General features: G+C 64.7%; 29 protein-coding genes and 3 tRNA genes. 19 read left to right on the forward strand and 13 right to left on the reverse strand.

The genetic code is table 11. The features are described from left to right. Positions 1–25: 25 nt before the first annotated feature. From V8J38_RS11335 to V8J38_RS11355, 5 genes are all read right to left on the reverse strand, one after another. Entirely contained in the window at positions 26–493 is a 468-nt protein-coding gene (locus V8J38_RS11335; RefSeq protein ID WP_338575777.1) for a DUF669 domain-containing protein, read from the reverse strand. Between the two features lie 12 nt (positions 494–505). Further along, entirely contained in the window at positions 506–1,294 is a 789-nt protein-coding gene (locus tag V8J38_RS11340; protein ID WP_338575778.1) for an ATP-binding protein, read from the reverse strand. A gap of 5 nt (positions 1,295–1,299) precedes the next feature. Further along, complete coding sequence (locus V8J38_RS11345; RefSeq protein ID WP_338575779.1) at positions 1,300–1,839, reverse strand: RusA family crossover junction endodeoxyribonuclease; 540 nt, start codon at positions 1,837–1,839, stop codon at positions 1,300–1,302. A 75-nt stretch (positions 1,840–1,914) separates the two neighbouring features. Beyond that, positions 1,915–2,373, reverse strand: a complete 459-nt coding sequence (locus V8J38_RS11350) for a hypothetical protein (protein ID WP_338575780.1) — start codon at positions 2,371–2,373, stop codon at positions 1,915–1,917. Positions 2,374–2,575: 202 nt separating this feature from the next. Beyond that, positions 2,576–2,800, reverse strand: a complete 225-nt coding sequence (locus V8J38_RS11355) for a helix-turn-helix transcriptional regulator (RefSeq protein WP_338575781.1) — start codon at positions 2,798–2,800, stop codon at positions 2,576–2,578. Positions 2,801–2,893: 93 nt separating this feature from the next. Between V8J38_RS11355 and V8J38_RS11360 the strand changes: the two genes are divergently transcribed. Beyond that, on the forward strand, positions 2,894–3,271 hold the full coding sequence (locus V8J38_RS11360; protein ID WP_338575783.1) for a helix-turn-helix transcriptional regulator: 378 nt from the start codon (positions 2,894–2,896) through the stop codon (positions 3,269–3,271). On the opposite strand, the gene V8J38_RS11365 is transcribed toward V8J38_RS11360, so the two are convergent. Beyond that, entirely contained in the window at positions 3,268–3,564 is a 297-nt protein-coding gene (locus V8J38_RS11365) for a hypothetical protein (protein WP_338575785.1), read from the reverse strand. The genes V8J38_RS11360 and V8J38_RS11365 overlap by 4 nt on opposite strands. A 123-nt stretch (positions 3,565–3,687) precedes the next feature. Between V8J38_RS11365 and V8J38_RS11370 the strand changes: the two genes are divergently transcribed. From V8J38_RS11370 to V8J38_RS11455, 18 genes are all read left to right on the forward strand, one after another. Beyond that, the gene (locus V8J38_RS11370; RefSeq protein ID WP_338575787.1) at positions 3,688–3,954 is read left to right on the forward strand and encodes a hypothetical protein; all 267 of its coding nucleotides are present in this window, start codon (positions 3,688–3,690) and stop codon (positions 3,952–3,954) included. Between the two features lie 189 nt (positions 3,955–4,143). Continuing rightward, on the forward strand, positions 4,144–5,499 hold the full coding sequence (locus tag V8J38_RS11375; protein WP_338575789.1) for a DUF6745 domain-containing protein: 1,356 nt from the start codon (positions 4,144–4,146) through the stop codon (positions 5,497–5,499). Between the two features lie 18 nt (positions 5,500–5,517). Continuing rightward, entirely contained in the window at positions 5,518–5,871 is a 354-nt protein-coding gene (locus V8J38_RS11380; RefSeq protein ID WP_338575790.1) for a hypothetical protein, read from the forward strand. Between the two features lie 2 nt (positions 5,872–5,873). Beyond that, positions 5,874–6,107 (forward strand): hypothetical protein, encoded by a 234-nt coding sequence (locus tag V8J38_RS11385; RefSeq protein ID WP_338575792.1) that lies wholly within the window; start codon positions 5,874–5,876, stop codon positions 6,105–6,107. Continuing rightward, positions 6,104–6,883: a methyltransferase gene (locus V8J38_RS11390; protein WP_338575794.1), complete on the forward strand. Its 780-nt coding sequence runs from the start codon at positions 6,104–6,106 to the stop codon at positions 6,881–6,883. The genes V8J38_RS11385 and V8J38_RS11390 overlap by 4 nt, the downstream gene beginning before the upstream one ends. After that, complete coding sequence (locus V8J38_RS11395) at positions 6,880–7,254, forward strand: hypothetical protein (protein ID WP_338575796.1); 375 nt, start codon at positions 6,880–6,882, stop codon at positions 7,252–7,254. The genes V8J38_RS11390 and V8J38_RS11395 overlap by 4 nt, the downstream gene beginning before the upstream one ends. 163 nt (positions 7,255–7,417) lie before the next feature. Further along, positions 7,418–8,098, forward strand: coding sequence for a hypothetical protein (locus V8J38_RS11400; protein ID WP_338575798.1), 681 nt, complete (start codon positions 7,418–7,420; stop codon positions 8,096–8,098). Further along, positions 8,098–8,715, forward strand: coding sequence for a hypothetical protein (locus V8J38_RS11405; RefSeq protein WP_338575800.1), 618 nt, complete (start codon positions 8,098–8,100; stop codon positions 8,713–8,715). The genes V8J38_RS11400 and V8J38_RS11405 overlap by 1 nt, the downstream gene beginning before the upstream one ends. After that, positions 8,715–8,972, forward strand: a complete 258-nt coding sequence (locus V8J38_RS11410) for a hypothetical protein (RefSeq protein ID WP_338575802.1) — start codon at positions 8,715–8,717, stop codon at positions 8,970–8,972. The genes V8J38_RS11405 and V8J38_RS11410 overlap by 1 nt, the downstream gene beginning before the upstream one ends. Further along, positions 8,969–9,184, forward strand: a complete 216-nt coding sequence (locus tag V8J38_RS11415; protein ID WP_338575804.1) for a hypothetical protein — start codon at positions 8,969–8,971, stop codon at positions 9,182–9,184. The genes V8J38_RS11410 and V8J38_RS11415 overlap by 4 nt, the downstream gene beginning before the upstream one ends. Then, positions 9,181–9,855, forward strand: a complete 675-nt coding sequence (locus V8J38_RS11420) for a hypothetical protein (protein WP_338575806.1) — start codon at positions 9,181–9,183, stop codon at positions 9,853–9,855. The genes V8J38_RS11415 and V8J38_RS11420 overlap by 4 nt, the downstream gene beginning before the upstream one ends. Then, a complete protein-coding gene (locus V8J38_RS11425) occupies positions 9,848–10,069 on the forward strand; it encodes a hypothetical protein (protein WP_338575808.1) in 222 nt (73 codons plus the stop codon). The genes V8J38_RS11420 and V8J38_RS11425 overlap by 8 nt, the downstream gene beginning before the upstream one ends. Further along, positions 10,062–10,271, forward strand: coding sequence for a hypothetical protein (locus tag V8J38_RS11430; RefSeq protein ID WP_338575810.1), 210 nt, complete (start codon positions 10,062–10,064; stop codon positions 10,269–10,271). Before V8J38_RS11425 ends, V8J38_RS11430 begins: the two co-directional genes overlap by 8 nt. Further along, positions 10,268–10,720, forward strand: a complete 453-nt coding sequence (locus tag V8J38_RS11435) for a hypothetical protein (protein WP_338575811.1) — start codon at positions 10,268–10,270, stop codon at positions 10,718–10,720. The genes V8J38_RS11430 and V8J38_RS11435 overlap by 4 nt, the downstream gene beginning before the upstream one ends. Next, positions 10,713–11,132 carry a DUF2493 domain-containing protein gene (locus tag V8J38_RS11440; RefSeq protein ID WP_338575813.1) on the forward strand — a complete coding sequence of 140 codons (420 nt, stop codon included), beginning with the start codon at positions 10,713–10,715 and terminating at the stop codon, positions 11,130–11,132. Before V8J38_RS11435 ends, V8J38_RS11440 begins: the two co-directional genes overlap by 8 nt. Next, positions 11,122–11,340 carry a hypothetical protein gene (locus V8J38_RS11445; RefSeq protein WP_338575815.1) on the forward strand — a complete coding sequence of 73 codons (219 nt, stop codon included), beginning with the start codon at positions 11,122–11,124 and terminating at the stop codon, positions 11,338–11,340. The genes V8J38_RS11440 and V8J38_RS11445 overlap by 11 nt, the downstream gene beginning before the upstream one ends. Further along, complete coding sequence (locus V8J38_RS11450; RefSeq protein WP_338575817.1) at positions 11,337–11,807, forward strand: hypothetical protein; 471 nt, start codon at positions 11,337–11,339, stop codon at positions 11,805–11,807. Before V8J38_RS11445 ends, V8J38_RS11450 begins: the two co-directional genes overlap by 4 nt. A 211-nt stretch (positions 11,808–12,018) precedes the next feature. Beyond that, complete coding sequence (locus tag V8J38_RS11455) at positions 12,019–13,293, forward strand: tyrosine-type recombinase/integrase (protein WP_338575819.1); 1,275 nt, start codon at positions 12,019–12,021, stop codon at positions 13,291–13,293. A 74-nt stretch (positions 13,294–13,367) separates the two neighbouring features. Here the strand turns inward: V8J38_RS11455 and V8J38_RS11460 are convergent. The 7 genes from V8J38_RS11460 to V8J38_RS11490 all read right to left on the reverse strand — a co-directional run bounded on the left by V8J38_RS11460 (position 13,368) and on the right by V8J38_RS11490 (position 17,638). After that, positions 13,368–13,444, reverse strand: a tRNA-Pro gene (locus V8J38_RS11460). A 67-nt stretch (positions 13,445–13,511) separates the two neighbouring features. After that, complete coding sequence (locus V8J38_RS11465; RefSeq protein WP_338575821.1) at positions 13,512–13,985, reverse strand: DUF192 domain-containing protein; 474 nt, start codon at positions 13,983–13,985, stop codon at positions 13,512–13,514. Between the two features lie 25 nt (positions 13,986–14,010). Continuing rightward, positions 14,011–14,532, reverse strand: coding sequence for a cold-shock protein (locus tag V8J38_RS11470; RefSeq protein WP_291782050.1), 522 nt, complete (start codon positions 14,530–14,532; stop codon positions 14,011–14,013). Positions 14,533–14,733: 201 nt separating this feature from the next. Next, positions 14,734–14,808, reverse strand: a tRNA-Glu gene (locus V8J38_RS11475). 180 nt (positions 14,809–14,988) lie between these two features. Further along, a tRNA-Glu gene (locus V8J38_RS11480) sits at positions 14,989–15,063 on the reverse strand. Between the two features lie 116 nt (positions 15,064–15,179). Then, on the reverse strand, positions 15,180–16,982 hold the full coding sequence (recJ, locus tag V8J38_RS11485) for a single-stranded-DNA-specific exonuclease RecJ (protein WP_338575823.1): 1,803 nt from the start codon (positions 16,980–16,982) through the stop codon (positions 15,180–15,182). 179 nt (positions 16,983–17,161) lie between these two features. Next, positions 17,162–17,638 (reverse strand): hypothetical protein, encoded by a 477-nt coding sequence (locus V8J38_RS11490; protein WP_338575825.1) that lies wholly within the window; start codon positions 17,636–17,638, stop codon positions 17,162–17,164. Positions 17,639–17,645: the final 7 nt, after the last annotated feature.

The following is a 17,645-nucleotide window of genomic DNA, read 5'->3' on the forward strand; positions in this document are numbered from 1 at the left end:
GGGCGTCTGTCAGGTCAGCCGTCACCTAGTTCCAGGGGCGGTTGCCGGTCCCGGCCGCAGGCGCGCCAACGCCTTGCTGCTGGGGCGCGGCAGCGCCGGGTTGGCCGGCGGGCTTGTAGCCCTTGACCGTGTTGCTCTCGCCGTATTCGCCCTTGGGCGGCTGGATGGCGACTGCGATCTCGACCGGCTTGAAGTGCAGCTGTTGGCTGTCGTTCAGCACGCCCTGGTGGCCGACCGCGTTGCAGATGCGCTTCAGGCTGCGCTCGGCGATCGCCTGGGCGTCGGGGTTGCTGTTCACGATGTTCAGGTTTTCCCAGACACGGCGTCGCGCCAACGGGCCGTCCAGAATCTCCCACGTCAGGCGCAGCATGGTGCCGCCGGACTTGGTGGACGCCAGGTCGGACTCGATGATCTGGGCGGTGTAGTTGCCGGCAGGGATGATCTCACGATCGTCCGCCACGGCGTCGGGGTTGAAGTCGTTCAAAGCAGCCATAGTCGTTCCTCCTTACGCCGCCTCGGCGGTCGTCTGGTTGTTGTGGGTGGGCAGGTAGGGCGCGAGCTGGCGATAGCCCTCGCCCTTGGTGAACATGATCCGGTCCGGCGTGCCGAAACGGTTCTTGGCGGTGAAGGCCGGGCGCCCATCGGTGTAGATCCAGCGGACGCCGCCGCCCTCGGCGTGCGTGACCTTCTTGTTGAAGCCCACATCGTCGGTCTTCAGCGTCGGGTCTTCATTGACGAAGAAGATGCCGTCGACCTCGTCCTGGAACAGCGCCAGAGCGCGCTTGTGCAGGCGAATGTCATAGCGGCTGTAGGGGGCGGTCGTCGGGCTGTCGAAACGCTCCACGGTCGAATGCGCAATCAGGATGATTGTCATGCCGCGCTCGCGTCGCAGATAGTTCAGGGCCGACTGCAGATCGGACCAGTAGCGATCCGCCAGCACATAGCCCTTGCCGTAGCCGGGATCTTCGATCGACTTGAACTGATTGTCAGCGCAGACCTTGGCCCAGACCATCGGCTCGAGCCGGTCCAGGGTATCGATGATGACGGTGCGGAAGTCATGCTCTTCCGAGGCCAGGCGGCCCAGGTTGTCCATCACCGCATCGTAACCCGCAATCTCGCCGAAGCTCGGCGCCGCAATGTCCGTCGGAATGCCCTGCTCCACGTCGATGAAGATCGGATCGGGGAACTGCGACGCCAGCGACGTCTTGCCCTTGCCGGGCGGGCCATAGATCAGAAGGCGCGGCGGAAGCGCCGGACCCCGCGTCGTCTTCAGCTCTTTCAGGCTGATAGCCATTGGTCTCAAACCTCCGTGTCGTCTTGCGGCGCTTCAATGAACCAGCCCCCCGTCGCGCCGTCTGGCGAGGGGTGGAAGGTGATGCTGGTGGGGACGGCAGGCATGATCGCGACCCGGCACATTCCGGTGCGGCGCGTGCCCTGCGGCATCCACGACAGGGCAATGCCTGTGACCCAACGGTCGTCCTCGATGACCTTCTGCGTCACCAGCAGATCCAGGACGGCCTTGCAGCGGTTGTCGATGTCAGCCTGCAGGCTCTTGCGCTCCACGCCGATGACGACGAGGACGCGGCCGGGCACAGGATCACACCCCTCGGCCGTCATCTGCTCGCGGATCGACCATCCGGCTTCCGCGATCCAGTTCTTGTATTCCTTGGTCTTGAACCGACCGCCTGGCTTGCCGCCTCGGGCCGCCTTGTTCGCAAACATGCAGTTCACCGACGGCGGAACCGGAATGTTGAGCGTGGTGCAGGTGGGAGCTATGGGCGCCCCCACCTGCTGGCGCACCCCGTGCCCCATCGTGGCCTCGGGATAGAAATCGGTCACAGCAGGCCTCGCGATCCGCGCACGGCCCGCGCCTTCAGGTTCAGGAGCTTGATCTGCAGCCAGTGAAGGGCCGCGTCACCCGTCGTGAAGAACCACGCTATGGCTTTCACGACGATCCACACGGGCCCGGTCACGACAATGACCAGTGCCCAGATCAAGGGCGTCAAGGAGGCCTTGGGCTTCCTTGAGCGCGGCGGCACGCTGCCGCTTTTGCTCGGCTTCATGGCTCAGCCTGTCTCGTTCAGATGCGATGTAGTCGTTGAGGCCGTGGCCGATCACGCCGCCCATCAGGGGAAGCGCGACAGCCCAGCCGCCGTTCTTGTGCGCCAGGACCTTCTCAATGGTCCTGACCGAGGCCTGCCCTTTGATCAGGCCCTTGGCCTCATCGATGGTCAGGCCCCACTCCCGCTCGATGGTCTTCTGCGTATGCACCGGCCAGCGGTTGCGCACGAATGAAGCCAGGGCCTCTTTCATCCCCCCAAGGGGAGAAAGGCCACCATCAAAGGGGGAGAAATCCATCATCGTATCCGTCATGCTGAACCTCGTTGGAAGGCAGCACCGGATGCGGTGTTTGAGGAGATAAGCACTTGAGCAACACGACCGGCGCCAACCGGACCGAGTTGCGAAACATGGCCACGAAGGCGCGCCAACGCCTTCCGGGCCTGGGTGTAGAGAATGAGCGCGGCGCCGGTGGTGAGCCGGTCCGCGCTATTCCCATTGAAGTGGCGACAAAGCGTCACTGCAGCCCCCTGAATTTCTCAATCAGGGCGACGTCATCATTGAGAGACGCCGCCGGTAAACGACCTGCGGACAGCTTCTCGATCTCGATGGCCACGCGAACGCTCGGCTGGGTCAGCCCCCGCTCGATCTCGCTCATATGGCCACGGCTCGTCAGGCCGACTTTTGCAGCGAACTCGCCCAGCGAAAGGCCGAGTTCTTGACGAAGCGCAGAAACGTCCATGGCGAAACGTTCCCACATAGCGAACATGAAAGCAAGCGATCTGTTCGCTATTCGCGTAACGACTTGATTTCGCTTTGTCCTCATACTGGGAACATGGCGAAGAAGACGAGGGACAGCGCGGAGTACGATATCCTCCGCGAACGATCAGGCTGGTATGCGGCGGCCTGGAGAGATTACCGGAACCTCTCTCTGCAAGACCTCGCTGACGAGCTGGGCACGTCGCGCAGCTACCTCAGCGACATGGAAACCGGCGCCGTTGATCGGAACGGCAAGATGAAGCGGTTCAACCGCGACTGGCTGGACCGCTTCAGTAAGGCGCTCGATGTTCGAGCCGGCGACCTGATCGATACCAACCCCTTCGACCAAGACCCGCGCTTCACCGCCATCAAGGCAGCCTACCCCATGCTGGACGAGACGGACCGCGAGGCGCTGGCCTCAATGGTTGAAACGCTGCGCCGTCGCCACGGCTAGGCCGCGTCCGTAAAGGGGCGCATCCAGTCCTCCGGGAACGCTCCGACTTCCAGCAAGACGACCGGATCATCCCAAAGCCCAGTGTCGGGGTCACCCCACTGCTGGAAAGCGACGCTGCCCCCTGACAGCCGGGCGCATAGTTGCGCACCCTCCTCCGCATCCGTCGCGCAGGTGAAATGGTGCCGGGCCACGACACCAGAAACGCCGAACTCCAACGCGAAGTAATGCAGATCCCTTGCCATAGCCGCCTTCCGTTCCCTCTCCGTTCTCGAATAGGCGATGATGCGAGTCAAACCTTGTTCCGCGGTTATGCGACCGATACTGGCGCATGTTGTTCGCTATTCGCGAACATTTGCTGTTGACGAACTGTTCGCTATGTGGGAACGCTAGAGCCTCACCCAAGAGGAGGCATTGGCGTGCATCCGAACCAACTGGCCCTACCTGTGGCCGTGACCCGCTGGGTCGAACAATCGCAACAACTAGATGACGCGACGGCGATCGAGCGCCTCGACGGCAAGCTCGCGCTGATCTGCGACGCCCTGAACATTCTGGCGTCTGACGCGGATGAGGTGCCGGAAGAGATCGAGGGCCTATCGGTCGTCGATCTCATGTCCGCACAGGCGAGCATCGCCGCTGAAATCGGCACGCGACGTCGCCTGATGGCCATGGGGATTGCAGCATGACTGCGGCTGATCCCTCCACCCGCGCAACTCCGACTTGGATCGCCGCGCAGCGCGGCGCCGGTCGGACGGGCAGCGCCTTCGAATGGACGGGCTCGGGCTCGTTCTTCCGCAATCCTTTCAAGCGCCAGCAGGAGGGCGGGGCTTCGGCTCCGCTCTCCGGGAGCCCCCAGCCTCAGAAGGCCCACGACCATGGCTGCTAAACTCGACCTGACGCCTGAACGCTCAGCAATCATCCAACAGGCCCATGCGGATCACCTAAAGATCGGGTTGTCCACTGCGCCTGCGGACTTTGATGCAGCCGAGGCCGCCATCGAGCGCCTGTACGCCAGCATCGGCAAGAAGCGTCCGTACTTCGTTCCCCTGTCCTCGCCGCTGGGCGCAGAACTGTACATCAACCTGCTATGCAAGACCTGGCCCGAGATCGATAGGGGCCAGCTCGGGGGCCAGCTCAGGGACCAGCTCTGGGGCCAGCTCTGGGGCCAGCTCGGGGGCCAGCTCAGGGACCAGCTCGGGGGCCAGCTCAGGGGCCAGCTCAGGGGCCAGCTCGGGGACCAGCTCAGGGACCAGCTCGGGGACCAGCTCAGGGGCCAGCTCGGGGACCAGCTCAGGGACCAGCTCGGGGACCAGCTCTGGGACCAGCTCAGGGGCCAGCTCGGGGACCAGCTCAGGGACCAGCTCGGGGACCAGCTCTGGGGCCAGCTCTGGGGCCAGCTCGGGGGCCAGCTCAGGGACCAGCTCTGGGGCCAGCTCTGGGGCCAGCTCGGGGGCCAGCTCAGGGACCAGCTCGGGGGCCAGCTCAGGGGCCAGCTCGGGGGCCAGCTCAGGGACCAGCTCAGGGACCAGCTCGGGGGCCAGCTCAGGGACCAGCTCGGAGAGTCAAAGCTCTCCTACATGGGCACATGGTTCTGGGGGCAGTGGGACTATCTGTGGGCCTGGCTTGATGGCGGGCGCCGCGTGGGCGCCGTCTATCCTGACAAGATCAATGCCTCATTGGACGACCACCTGATCGTCTGCCGATCGATCGGTTGGTGGTATCCGTTCAACGACTTCTGCATCCTGACGGATCGTCCTGAACACCTGTCTCGTGACGCCGAGGGACGGCTCCATAACGAAACGGGGGCAGCGCTCCGTTATCGTGACGGTACGGGCCTTCATGCCTGGCACGGAACGCGCGTCCCGGCTCACTGGATCGAGCAGAAGGACAGCGTTGATCCGTCCGAGATCATCAAGGCCGCGAACGTCGAACAGCGCGCAGCGGGCGCTGCAATCCTTGGCTGGCCGCGGATGCTGTCGGTTCTGAAGGCCAAGGTCATCAACGACAGCGGCTCGCCCGACATCGGCCAACTGATTGAGCTGAACCTGCCGGGGCTTCGTGAGCCGGGAAGGTTCCTCAAGGCTGAGTGCCCCCGCAACGGGACCATTGTCGAAGGCGTCCCGCTCATCAGCGACATCGACGGCCTCCCCATCGAGACGGCCCTTCATGCCCAGGCGTGGCGGATCGGCGACCCCTTGTCCGAGTACCAGCACCCCACGGTGCGCACCTAACTCAACTGGAGAATACCCATGACCAAACAAATCATCGGCGCCCAAGGCGAAATCACCATCATCAAGATCGACGCGGCTCCTGAGGGCTTCGCTGACATGACTCCGGTTCAGCGTTCGCGCCTGGGCTGGATCGTCAGCCACTCGGAAAGCGGCAACCACCACGTCCTGACCGAAGGCACTGTGATGGAGCGCACCAAGGACGTTCCGGCCGGGATGCGCAAGCTGTACGCCATCCTCGAGAAGCCGGGCGAGCTGGTGCAGGACGCCGCCACGCCGCACGGCAAATATTCTCTTCCGGCCGGGTTCTACGAGTTCCGCATTGCGCGCGAGTTCGACCCGTTCGCCGAGCAAGCGCGCCAGGTCGCTGATTGACCATGGCTGAATCGACCAAGAGCCCGGCAGAGGTGCTGGGGGCGAAGGTGGGCCTGTTCGGCCTGCTGGGCGCTCGTCACTACGACTTGGCCCTGAAGGCTGCGCACCAATTCGCACAAGCCACGCGATGCCCCGCAGGCGGCAACGTCTTCCTCTGGCTGAACACCAAGTCCGAAGAGCTGATGGCGAGAGAAAACGCCCTCCGCCAAGCCTCCATCCATGGGGGTGAGGCATGAGCAAGCTCACCAGAAAGCAGTTCGCTGCGCACAAGCAGGCGCTCGACTATCTCGCCAAGGATCGACTGACCGAAGAGGAGCGCGAGTTCGTCTTCGACAACTGGCAGGAGTCGGCGAACCACGTGAACAGCGCGGCGGGTGCCTTCTTCACTCCGCTGGACATGGCGTGGACGTTCGAGTTGGAGGTCGGCGGGCGCCGCATTCTCGACCTGTGCGCCGGGATCGGCGTGCTGTCCTACGCGGTCTATCAGCGCCGATGCTGGCCTCGCTCGGAGCCGCCCCCACAGATCACCTGCGTCGAGATCAACCCTGACTATGCTGCCGTGGGGCGCAAGCTCCTGCCTGAGGCGACCTGGATCGTGGCTGATGCCCTGTCTGATCTGGACATCGGCCGGTTCGATTGGGTGATCAGCAATCCGCCCTTTGGGAAGATCGGCGGCCATGGCGATTTTGACCTGGCCATCGTGGAGCGGGCCGAACGCTACGCCGACAACGCTACGTTCATCCTGCCGATCGGGTCTGTGCCCTGGGCCTTCAGCGGTCGCCCTTGCTTCGAACCTGACAGCCGCAGCGAAAAGGCCAAGCGCTTTCGCGACCGGACCAAGATCGATCTGAAGCCTAACTGCGGAATCGATTGCTCGGTCTGGGAGAAGGATTGGCGCGGCGCGGCCCCCAAGGTGGAGATAGCCCTTGCTGACTATGCTGAAGCCCGCGCGTTGCGTCAGCCCATCCCCAAGCAGTTCGATCAACTCGACATGTTCGGAGCAGCGGCATGAGCGGGGAGAAGCATACGCCGGTCAAGCTGCACGCTGTTTTCAACGGCCACTATTGGGATGTCGCGGTCAGTCCTGAGGACTTCAGCCAATGCGTTGGGTCGTGTCACCGGAACTCAGTGCTTGGATACGGCCTCGACGGAGCCGAACGATACGCCCGTCTCTTCGCCGCCGCGCCTGATCTGCTGGAGGCGCTGACTGAAGCCCGCCTCACACTGTCTCTCACTCGCACCAACATCATGGTCGAGATGAAGAAGTCAGAAGGCACCGCCTATCGCTGGGAGGGCGTTCCCGAGGCCCTGCAAGCCCGCATCGTCCAATGCGACGACGCCATCGCCCGCGCCCGTGGTGAGCAGGACGGGGGTGGGGAATGACGCCCGAACAGTGGGAAGCTGTTCGCCTCAGCCACGAACAGGTCTGTGCTGAGCGTGACCGTCTTCGGTCTCTTCTGGACCTGACGCGCCAGGCCCTCCCCTCCGATCACACCATTCAATCCGACATCCGCGCGGCCCTTGGCTTGCGCCAGGAGATCGCAGCATGAGCATGACCACCCCTCGCGTTACCGTGCCGGTTGAGCCGGAATACACCGCCACTGAATACCTGCGCCTGATTGCTGAGGGCTGGGAGGTTATCGAGTCCACTGGATCGCAGATGACGATCCAAAACCCCGAAGACGACGGACCGCAGGAGCTTGTCATCGACGTGGACGCCATGCTCTCCGCAGCCCCCGCGCCGGAAGGCGGGGCGGTCAGGGCGTGGATGTTCCGCGAGTCCCCGAGCGAGCGATGGCACGTCACAATGGATCGACGGTCTGTCGACGAATATCTCAAGGCATTCTCGACGGCCGAGGTTCACCCCCTTGCAATCGCCACCCGCGAGGAAGCCCCGGCAGACCACCACGAACGCAACCTGTCGATGACCAACGACGAGTTGATCGAACAGGCCCTGTCGTGTCCTCCACTGGAAGCCCCTGCAGAGGCGGGGGAGCGCACCCTGGCGGACTGCCTGGACGCATGCGCGGGGGACCACGCATCAGCTTGGAAAATGCTCACTGGGGCCACGGACGCCGATCTTTCGGAAGCGCGGCGCTTCATTGAAGCCGAACGACCCGAAACCGGCATCTATGAATACCTCCTGACCTCTAAGCCCTTCACGTTCGGGAAATACTTGGACCGCGCCCTCCGCGCCCAGCCGCCAGCCCGCTCGGGAGAAGGCTAATGAACAGCATCGTTCACGTCGAAGTCTCGGGCCTGACCGGCTCGGGCAAGTCCGCCGTCATGGGCGAGATCGAAATCGCCTTGAAGGCTCTCGGACTGAAGGTCGAGCATGGCCCCGATTTCCAAGCCGAGAAGAACGGCACTCATGCCGACTGGCAACAGGCGCTGGACCTATATCGGCCGACTGTTGTCCTGTCCGAGCGCAACGTTTCCCGTCAGCCGCCAGCCCGCGAGGACGCGCTTCCGGTGGCTTGGATGCGGCTGTTAGCGGGCCAGGTCACGGACCTGACGTGCATTGAGCGAGAGGGATACCTACCGCTGTATTTCCACCCCGCCCCCGACGCGCTGCGGGTAGCTAACCTGTGGTGGAACGCTGAAGATTGGGAACAGACGTTCAATAGCCTTGAGGACGCATACGACGCAGCAACGGGCGGTGAGATGTGCGGCGTCGCCAAGCTGGGGCGGGCGACCGAGCATGATCCCGTATGGGCGTTGAGGATCGATTTCGACACGACGGGTGATGGCGAGGCTGACGATTACGAAATTCGGCTCTTCAAGTCGGTCGAGGATGCCCGCGCCACCCTCGCCGCCCAGCAAGCCGAACAGGGGGCGAAGTGATGGACTGCTCCGAATACGACGACCGCGACGAAGGCGTGATCTGCCCGCGCTGCATGGGCGATGGGACGGTGTCCTGCCATTGCGGCGGCGACCTGTGCGTCTGCGACAACTACGGCGAGCGCGATTGCCCGGTGTGCTTCGGAGAGGGTGATGTTTCGCCCGAGCGCGAGGCCCAATACCTCAAGGCCGAAGGTGAGGCGATGGCGGCAATGCGAGCGGCTTGGCCCACCCCCACGGATAAGGAGGGCGGGGAGTGAGCGGCCGCATTCAGACTCAAACCGCCTGGGCCTGCGTGAACCGCTTCGGCGGTGTGGCGAATGACACCATCAGGGCCTATCGCAAGGACAGCATCAAGGCGTTCGTAGATGACATGCCGAACGACTGGCGACACTGGCGTCGTAAACACGGCTGGACGTGCCGTAAGGTGCTGATTGGCGACCCCGCCATTCTGGTGGAGCACCCCCAATGACCCACCCCCTCACCCCGCGCGAGAAGGTGGCGGCAACGCTCGATCCCGAGGTCTGGGCCGACGACATGCCAGTTCCGACGCGGGCCGCCGTGACCGATTTCCACGCTCGTCGGCAAGCTTCCATCGCCAAAGCAGATGCCGTCCTCACCGCCCTCGCATCCGGCTCCGGCGATCATGCGGAACTGGCGAGGCTGGCTGAGGCCGCTAAGCGTGTTCGGCGTGATGCTGTCGGTCGCCTGGATGGAGATGATGCACACCGCATCTGGTTCGCTTTCTTGGACTCCGCCGGTCCCGCCACTGTCCTAGCCCTCCTCGCAGAGAACGCGGCGCAGAAATACGCGGTCCAAAACGGCAACGAGCACCTGGAGTTCTGGGAAGCCCGAGCCACCGAAGCAGAGCGCAAGCTGGCAGAGGCGGATGAGGAAAACACCCGCTGGCTCTTCCGCATGGCCGACATCCGCGAGGCGTCAGGCATCGGCGTCAAGCCCATGCTGGGCGAGGTGCCGGGCGCGCTGAGGGCAATGCGAGAGCGGCTGGCTGAGGCCGTTCTGGTCCTGACCGGGATCGCCAAGGGTGAGGTCCCGCCCGAGCAGCACGGTCATTATCTGGCGCACCGGCAGGCCGTTAGGGCCGCCCGCACCTTCCTCAGCAAGGAGCCCCCCGATGCCTGAGTATCGCATTAGGAAAAACGGAGACCTCTTCATCCCCGAGGAACTGGTGCCGGATTATTCCCTCACCGGTCGGCCGGGATGGGACCTCCTTGAGGGGTTCAGCAGCGGAGAGAAGACACTGGAAGCGGCGCAAGCCGTCATTGATCAGGTCAGGGCCATCGACCAGCGCAAGCCTGAGATCGTCTGGAGCAGTAAGGAGGCCGAACGTGGGTGAGATCAAATACGGCTTCGTCAGCATGTGGCACGGCAAGGGCGGTCAGCACACGAATGGTCCCGACTACGGCATCGTCACCGCCGAGCATGAACTGGCGGGCGTGAAGGTCGAGATACAGACCTGCACCCGCGTTCCGCCGCACAAGGCCCGCCTGTTGGCACACACCCTTGTCGAGATGGCGGTTGAGGAGATGCGCCAATGACCGACCCTATGGAACTGGTGGGGCGGCTGGAGCGCAACAGCAAACAGACCATCACGCGATACTGTGGCGACCTGGACGGGGCCATCGTTCCTCATGCCCTCCTCACCGAAGCCGCCGCCTGCATCCGCGAGATGGTGGAGAAACGCGAGGGGCTGGAAGAAGACCTCTATCAGGCCGTTCTTGTTGCCTATCGCCGTGGGGCTCGCGAATGGGCGCGATTGAACTACCCGGCCTTGATCTCACGGCTTGAGGCTGACGAGGACGCTCGCGAACTTGCTGACGCCAAAGCGAAAAAACTTGCTGCCGACGACGGATGTTTTCCTTGGGTCAATCTGACCGAGGCCGCCAGGAACCAATATCGCGCCAAGGCCATCATCGCCAAGCAAGCCGCCGATCCGTCGCGCCGTCTCAACCCCCTCCCTCCAGCACCAGGAGCAGAAGATGAATAGGGTTCATTCCGCCGCAAGCGGCTCCATACCCGTCGCGGACGCTGATCCGTTGCGAGTGATCGTCTGCGGAGGTCGGGACTACTCGAACTATGAAGCCGTCTGCGAGGCTCTCGATAGCATCCATGTTAGCGGCCGAGGCATCCATGTTATCATCCATGGTAACGCGCGCGGCGCCGATACGCTTGCTGGTCGGTGGGCCGGGGAGAGGCGCGTCAAGTGCTGGCCTGTTCCGGCAAACTGGAGCCGCGACGGCAAGCGCGCCGGACCGCTACGCAACCAGCGGATGATCGGCCATCAACCAGACCTCGTAGTCGCCTTCCCGGGTGGTCGCGGCACCGCCGATATGGTCGGCCGAGCCGAGAAGGCTGGAGTTCAGGTCATCCAAATCAAGGACACCACCCATGACCGCTGACCTGTCCGCCCTCATCGCTAGGCTGGAGAAGCGCGCGGATCATTACGGGCGACGTGCTGAAATCCTCGCCACCTTCGCGGACGGCTTGCCGGTGAGCGATCCGTATCGCGTTCAGGCTGATGCGGATGCCGACAACGAACACTGCCTGGCTGCTGACATGCGCGAGGTCATCGCAGTCCTTCGCGCCAAACAGGGAGAGGGGGAATGAGCCGCTACGCCGCCGAGACGTCCGTCTCGCAAGACCGCAGCAGGGCCGAGATCGAAGCGACCTTGAAGCGCTACGGCGCCACGTCGTTCATGTATGCGAGCGAGCAGACAGCGGCCATGATCGGCTTCCGCATCAGCGACCGCATGGTGAAGTTCGTCCTACCCATGCCCGATCAGAAGTCGCGGGAGTTCACACACACCCCTGCGCGCGGGACGCTACGCTCACCCGCCGAGGCCGAGAAGGCTTGGGAGCAGGCTGGCCGTCAGCGCTGGCGCGCGCTCGCCCTCGTCATCAAGGCGAAGCTGGAGGCTGTCGCTGCCGGGATCACCACCATCGAAGACGAGTTCCTGGCGCACACCGTCCTGCCTGACGGATCGACCGTGGGCCAGTTCATGAAGCCCCAGCTCGCCATTGCCTATGAGCAGGGCTCGATGCCGACCACGCTTCTGCTCGGAGGGCCGGCATGACCCCCATCGTCCTGATCTGCGCCTATGACTGACGCAACCTCCCTCCCCCCTCGCCTGCACCTGCCCCAGGTTCTTGAGCTCGCAGGCTACGGCCGCTCCACGCTCTGGCAGCGCCAGCGCACCGGCAGGATGCCGAAGCCCATCGACCGCGGCCCGCGCGGCGGGATCTACAACCGCGACGCGGTGTTGACCGCCCTTGGAATATCTGCCCATGACCAGCACGAAGCCCCCGACCCTTGGGACATTGACCCCGATGCCCTCCGCGAAGCGCTCTCTGGGCCCCTACGTCGTCCTAAAAAAGCGGACAGGCGGTAGGGCTGCAGCCTACTTTCAGGTCCCCGCGCGTCTGCGCCCTCCCGGCTGGGCGCCCGCGATCCGCATCTGCAGTCAGCACGACCTGTCAGCCGACATCGAGGCCATCTCCAACGAGGCGTTCGGCGCCCTACTGATCGAAGGGGCGAAGTTGCTCGATCGACTGAACGAGGTTCGCCGCGGATCAGCCGATGCGGCGCCGGCGAGAAGCTTCCCGACCCTCGTCCGAACCCTGCAAAAATCCAGCGCATGGGGCGATCTTAGGCCGAAGACCCGAGACGGGTATGTGTTTTTCATTGGCAAGGTGCTGACTTGGTCCGCAATGGCGGGGCACCCGGACCCTACGACGCTAAGCCGCGCCCGCATCGAAGCATTCCTCTCCGTTTTCAATGATCGACCGACGACCAAAAAGAGGGTGCTGGAAGTCATTCGCCTGCTTATGGAACAGGCCATCGCGCTGGCGTGGCGCACGGACAACCCGGCCAAGGGTATTCGCGTAAAGATACCCAAGCCCAAGGCGTTGATATGGGAGCAGGAGGATGTCGACACATACGTCCGCATAGCTCGCGCTCAGGGCATGGACAGCATCGCCCTCATCATCCTGCTGGAGTGGGAAATTGGGCAGCGCCTGACTGACGTTCGCGCCTTTCGCCCCGGCGCGGAGTACGACTCGGATGCGGGTGTTTTCTCGTTCGATCAATCCAAGACTGACGCGCCAGTCACCATCGAGATCAGCGAGACGCTCCGAGAACTGTTGCAGCCCCTAGTCGACGAAGAGCAACTTTTTCTTTTTCGCAACGAGCGGACCGGCAAGGCCTACACAGAGAACCGCCTGAGCCAGTCGTTCCGTTGGGTGCGGAAAGCCGTAGTCGCAGAGCGCGTTGCCGAGCTGATGCAGAATGAAGCTGGCACGAAGGCCGAGTTGCAGGCGAGACGTCGAGATCTGACGGCGGAGATCGAAGAAGCACGCCCCCTGGTGCTGCGTCAGCTTCGCCACTCATGCGTCGTCCAGCTTGCGCGCGCTGGATGCACCATCGCCGAAATCGCCGCCATCACTGGGCACAGCCTGGGAAGCGTCACCACGATCCTATCGAAATATCTTCCGCGCGATTCGACTGTCGCCCGGAACGCTCAAATGAAGAGGGGAATCATCAAATCCGCGAACGCGTCATGAACGAAAAGTTGGACGCGCACTTGGACGACAGTTGGACGGATCGGCGGACATTACCGCTAACCCATTGATTTCCGTGGTCGGGGCGAGAGGATTCGAACCTCCGACCCTCTGGTCCCAAACCAGATGCGCTACCAGGCTGCGCCACACCCCGGACCGACGGAGCGCCCTCATGACACGACGGAGCCGCCTCCGCAACGGATGAGACGGCCTATCGTCGCTCAGGGATGAAAGAAGGGGTGTTTAACCTGATCGCCAGGCCTGGCGCCGATCTCGTCGGCGCGACCGGCCCGCAATTCCAGCACCCCATTGGCCGCCCCGTTCGAGGGAATCGGCGTGTCGGAGTTGGGCGTCGCGTGCCTGGCGATCGAGACGATTCGCCCGCGCGGGTCGATGTAGAGGATGTCCAGCGAACTGGGCGTGTTGCGCATCCAGAAGCTCTGCTCCGCCGCCACCGGGAACTGGAACAGCATCCCACGGCCGTCGGGCAGAGGCGGTCGGAACATCAGGCCGCGCTGGCGCTTCGCGTCGTCGTCGGCGATCTCGACCATGAATTCGTGCTCGCCCGAGGTCGTGACGATCGTCAGCGGCTCCAGCGGGCGGCCGGTCGCATCCAGAGGCGCCTTCTGGGCGCAGGCCGCCGTCGCGGCGGCCGCAGAGAGGGCCAGGGCCAGAAGGATGCGCCGGTTCACCATGTCTTCGTCCTCTAGCGGACGAAGGTTATCCGCCCGCTCTGATATCGGCCACGACCAGGCCCTTGGGCCCTTGGGCGAAGCGCACGTTCACCGGATCGCCCGGCAGGAGATCGTCAAGGCCGCAGCGTCGCAGCGTCTCGACGTGGACGAAGATATCGCCCGCCTCACCCTCGCGCACCACGAATCCATAGCCCTTGGTGCGATTGAACCATTTGACGACCGCCGCTTCCAGCGGGCCGTCAGGCAGGCCTTCCGGACGGGCGTGAGCCGAACTGCGGACGGGATCGCGACGAACCGGCGCTGCGGTCGCCTCCAGTTCGAGAATGTTGACGACCTGCCAGCCCTTGGAGCGTTTGGCGCAGTCGCAGACGATGGCCGCGCCCTCGCCCGCCAACTCATGGCCCGCATCCCGCAGGCTGGTGACGTGCAGCAGCACGTCGCGTTCCTCGGTCAATTCCGGCTGGTCCGGCACGATGAAGCCATACCCCTTGCCGGCATCGAACCATTTGACCTTTCCGACGACCTTTACGGTCTCGATAGGCTCCATCACGTCACAACTCGCCACCTTGAACCCCCGCCCGCAACAATCGGGTCAGCTACACTAACACGGTTCTTTGAACTCGAACATACACGTTGCCCCTTTTACGCCACATTGTCGACAACCAAATGTCGCGCACGCGAAAAGACCGCGCGAAGTCGCTCGGTGAAAGAAATAACGATGACGGGAGAAGACGTTATTCGCCCCGCGTGGCAGTCCCTAGGGGAGTCGAACCCCTCTTTTCAGGTTGAAAACCTGACGTCCTAACCGATAGACGAAGGGACCGCTGCGCGGAGGAGCGGCCTGATAGCCGTCCCTTTTCGGCGATGCAAGAGGGCGTCTCGCGCTTTTTCAAAAAAACGACGAAAGCCTGCCTTCAGCGTGGATCGAGAACGCAGCACGGCCGATCCGCGCAAGCTATCGCCGCCGCAAATGCATTCGAATTTTCTGGGAGAAAACTCCGCGTGGCAGTCCCTAGGGGAATCGAACCCCTCTTTCCAGGTTGAAAACCTGGCGTCCTAACCGATAGACGAAGGGACCGCTGCGCGGAGGACCGTGTAGATAGCCGCCGATTCCGCTTATGGCAAGCGCGCCGACGCGGATTTGTGCGACTTTTTCAAAGACCTGCGTCGTTTCGCAGCCAAGCCTGACAGCCCTCAGGCCATACGCGGATCGGCGACGTCCTCGATCTCGAACTGGACGCCGCGACGGCCGTTCCAGTCATCGGCCTTCAGGCGTCCGACCAGGTTCAGACCGCCCTGCCCCGCCAGCAGCGCCTTGCCCGTCGGCAGGTCGGCGCAGCGCCAGGCGATGGCCCGTACCGAGGCGCCGTCCGGACCGACCAGGCGGCACCGCACATGGCCGCCGTTCATGGCGACCGGCTCGCGCGCCTGCACCCCTTCCAGCGCAAACAGGGGCTCGGGGTTGGCGGGGCCGTAGGGCGCCAGTTGCTCGAAAGCCTCGAAGAGGTCGCGGGTGGCGGCGCGCGGGTCGATCAGGGCGTCGACCTCGACCCAGTCCTGGGCCACGGCCTCGACGCGCTCGGCCGATAGGCGGTCGTTGAGGAAGGCGCGCAGCTCGTCGATGCGGTCGGCCGCCACCGTCAGCCCCGCCGCCATGGCGTGGCCGCCGCCCGCGATCAGCAGGCCCTCGTTCCAGGCCGCCTGCACCGCCCGTCCCAGGTTCATGCCCGGCTGCGAGCGGCCCGAGCCCTTGCCCACGCCGTTGACGGCGTCGACGCCGATGACGATGACCGGCTTTCTCCAGCGTTCGCGCAGGCGCCCGGCGACGATGCCGACGACGCCGGGGTGCCAATCCTCGCCGCAGACGACCACGGCGGCGCTGTCGTCGGCGTGGGCGCCGGTCGCCTCGACGCGGCGGACGGCCTGTTCGGTCACCTCGGCCTCGACCTCGCGCCGCGCCAGGTTCAGGGCGTCCAGTTCCTGGGCCAGCAACCTCGCCTCGTCGGCGTCATCGGTGGACAGCAGGCGCGCGCCCAGGTCCGACTTGCCGATCCGGCCGCCCGCATTGATGCGCGGACCGAGGATGAAGCCCGCGTGGTTGGTCTTGGCCGGCCCCGGCTCGGCGCCCGCCGCCGCCAGCAGGGCGCGCAGGCCCGGATTGCGCCAGTGCGACATCACCCCCAGCCCCAGACTGGTCAGGGCGCGGTTGAAGCCCGTCAGGCCCGTCACGTCGCAGATGGCGCCCATGGCGGCCAGGTCCAGCCACTGACGGATGTCGGGCTCGGCCTTGCCCTCGAACAGGCAGCGCCCGCGCGCCTCGCGGTTCAGGGCGGCCAGCAGGACGAAGACCACGCCCGCCGCCGCCAGATTGCCCTGACCCGAGCCGCAGCCCGGCCGGTTCGGATTGACCACGGCGAGGCAGGCGGGCGGCTCCTCTCGCATCATGTGGTGGTCGATGACCACGACCTTCAGGCCGATGGCCGCCGCATGGGCCACCGCCTCATTGGCGGCCGCCCCGCAGTCGACGGTGATGACCAGATCGGCGCCGCGCGCCTTCAGCGTATCGAAGGCGCGCGCGCTGGGGCCGTAGCCTTCGGTCAGGCGGTCGGGGACATAGATGGGAAGGTCCGCCCCCAGCGCCCGGAACCAGCGCACCAGCAGGGCCGCGCTGGAGGCTCCATCCACGTCATAGTCGGCGAAGACGTGAACGCTGGCCTGCGCCTGCAAGGCGTCGACGATGGCGGCGGCGGCGGCGTCCATGTCCATGAAGCTGGACGGATCGGGGAACAGCGCCTTCAGCGTCGGCTTCAGGAAGTCGGCGCCCTGCTCGCCCGCCACCTTGCGCGCCGCCAGCGCCCGCGCCAGCGGTTCGTCCAGCCCCAGCGTCTGCATATGGGCGCGGATCGTCGTCGCCTCGGCCGGCCGCTGTCGCCAGGCCCGCCCGGACAGCGAGCGGCTGACGCCCAGGAAGGCAGGCGAAGCGGCGCCGTCCGCCATCAAGACGCTCGACGGGCGAAAGGAAGGGCGATGCAGGCGTGACGGGCCATGACGGACCTTCTTGGACAGTTCGGGCGACGACTTTCGCCGCCGCGCAGGATCGCGGGATTCGCACCACGACGCGACGTTCGCGCGGCTCGCACCCTAGGGGCGGGCTACGCCTGTCGCGGTCATGGGCCTCAAGGACGCGGGCGGTCGATCGGCGGCGGCGCCTTGGCGCGCCGGCGCAATTCCTCGGCGTAGGCCTCGACCTCCTCGGCGGTGCGCAGGGTCTGGGGCGACATCTGGCTGGCGTCGATACGACGGTTGATCGATTCCACGAAGGCGGCCGGGTCGCTGTCCAGCGTCCAGTCGATGCGCGCCATATCGGCGGTCAGGGCGGTGTTGCGGCTTTCCAGACGCCCGACCTCAGCGGCGATCTCGGCCGGAGCCGGCAAGGGCGTGCTGGTGCGCGGAAAATCGGCCCAGCGCGGATACTGGCGATTCTCGTCCACCAGCTTCTGGATGCGGGGCGCCAGAGGCGACGTCGGGTCGGTTTTGGGCTCGAAGGCGCTGACGCAGCCGCCCAGCGCCACGGCGGAACTCAGGGCCATGCCCCAAGCCGCCGTCCATCCCGTCTTTTTCAGCAGAAGCGCGTTCATTTCCGTCACTGACATATGCCAT

It is taken from the genome of Brevundimonas olei (assembly GCF_037055245.1).
GTDB lineage: Bacteria > Pseudomonadota > Alphaproteobacteria > Caulobacterales > Caulobacteraceae > Brevundimonas > Brevundimonas olei.

Coding starts and splice junctions, on each gene's coding strand:
- V8J38_RS11425 (WP_338575808.1), top strand. CDS start 9,848: ATGCCTGAGTATCGCATTAGGAAAAACGGAGACCTCTTCATCCCCGAG.
- V8J38_RS11455 (WP_338575819.1), top strand. CDS start 12,019: ATGACCAGCACGAAGCCCCCGACCCTTGGGACATTGACCCCGATGCCC.
- V8J38_RS11385 (WP_338575792.1), top strand. CDS start 5,874: ATGGCTGAATCGACCAAGAGCCCGGCAGAGGTGCTGGGGGCGAAGGTG.
- V8J38_RS11420 (WP_338575806.1), top strand. CDS start 9,181: ATGACCCACCCCCTCACCCCGCGCGAGAAGGTGGCGGCAACGCTCGAT.
- V8J38_RS11380 (WP_338575790.1), top strand. CDS start 5,518: ATGACCAAACAAATCATCGGCGCCCAAGGCGAAATCACCATCATCAAG.
- V8J38_RS11465 (WP_338575821.1), bottom strand. CDS start 13,985: ATGGTGAACCGGCGCATCCTTCTGGCCCTGGCCCTCTCTGCGGCCGCC.
- V8J38_RS11395 (WP_338575796.1), top strand. CDS start 6,880: ATGAGCGGGGAGAAGCATACGCCGGTCAAGCTGCACGCTGTTTTCAAC.
- V8J38_RS11435 (WP_338575811.1), top strand. CDS start 10,268: ATGACCGACCCTATGGAACTGGTGGGGCGGCTGGAGCGCAACAGCAAA.
- V8J38_RS11490 (WP_338575825.1), bottom strand. CDS start 17,638: ATGTCAGTGACGGAAATGAACGCGCTTCTGCTGAAAAAGACGGGATGG.
- V8J38_RS11440 (WP_338575813.1), top strand. CDS start 10,713: ATGAATAGGGTTCATTCCGCCGCAAGCGGCTCCATACCCGTCGCGGAC.
- V8J38_RS11410 (WP_338575802.1), top strand. CDS start 8,715: ATGGACTGCTCCGAATACGACGACCGCGACGAAGGCGTGATCTGCCCG.
- V8J38_RS11400 (WP_338575798.1), top strand. CDS start 7,418: ATGAGCATGACCACCCCTCGCGTTACCGTGCCGGTTGAGCCGGAATAC.
- V8J38_RS11405 (WP_338575800.1), top strand. CDS start 8,098: ATGAACAGCATCGTTCACGTCGAAGTCTCGGGCCTGACCGGCTCGGGC.
- V8J38_RS11470 (WP_291782050.1), bottom strand. CDS start 14,532: ATGGAGCCTATCGAGACCGTAAAGGTCGTCGGAAAGGTCAAATGGTTC.
- V8J38_RS11350 (WP_338575780.1), bottom strand. CDS start 2,373: ATGACGGATACGATGATGGATTTCTCCCCCTTTGATGGTGGCCTTTCT.
- recJ (WP_338575823.1), bottom strand. CDS start 16,982: ATGGCGGACGGCGCCGCTTCGCCTGCCTTCCTGGGCGTCAGCCGCTCG.
- V8J38_RS11375 (WP_338575789.1), top strand. CDS start 4,144: ATGGCTGCTAAACTCGACCTGACGCCTGAACGCTCAGCAATCATCCAA.
- V8J38_RS11450 (WP_338575817.1), top strand. CDS start 11,337: ATGAGCCGCTACGCCGCCGAGACGTCCGTCTCGCAAGACCGCAGCAGG.
- V8J38_RS11355 (WP_338575781.1), bottom strand. CDS start 2,800: ATGGACGTTTCTGCGCTTCGTCAAGAACTCGGCCTTTCGCTGGGCGAG.
- V8J38_RS11335 (WP_338575777.1), bottom strand. CDS start 493: ATGGCTGCTTTGAACGACTTCAACCCCGACGCCGTGGCGGACGATCGT.
- V8J38_RS11360 (WP_338575783.1), top strand. CDS start 2,894: ATGGCGAAGAAGACGAGGGACAGCGCGGAGTACGATATCCTCCGCGAA.
- V8J38_RS11445 (WP_338575815.1), top strand. CDS start 11,122: ATGACCGCTGACCTGTCCGCCCTCATCGCTAGGCTGGAGAAGCGCGCG.
- V8J38_RS11390 (WP_338575794.1), top strand. CDS start 6,104: ATGAGCAAGCTCACCAGAAAGCAGTTCGCTGCGCACAAGCAGGCGCTC.
- V8J38_RS11340 (WP_338575778.1), bottom strand. CDS start 1,294: ATGGCTATCAGCCTGAAAGAGCTGAAGACGACGCGGGGTCCGGCGCTT.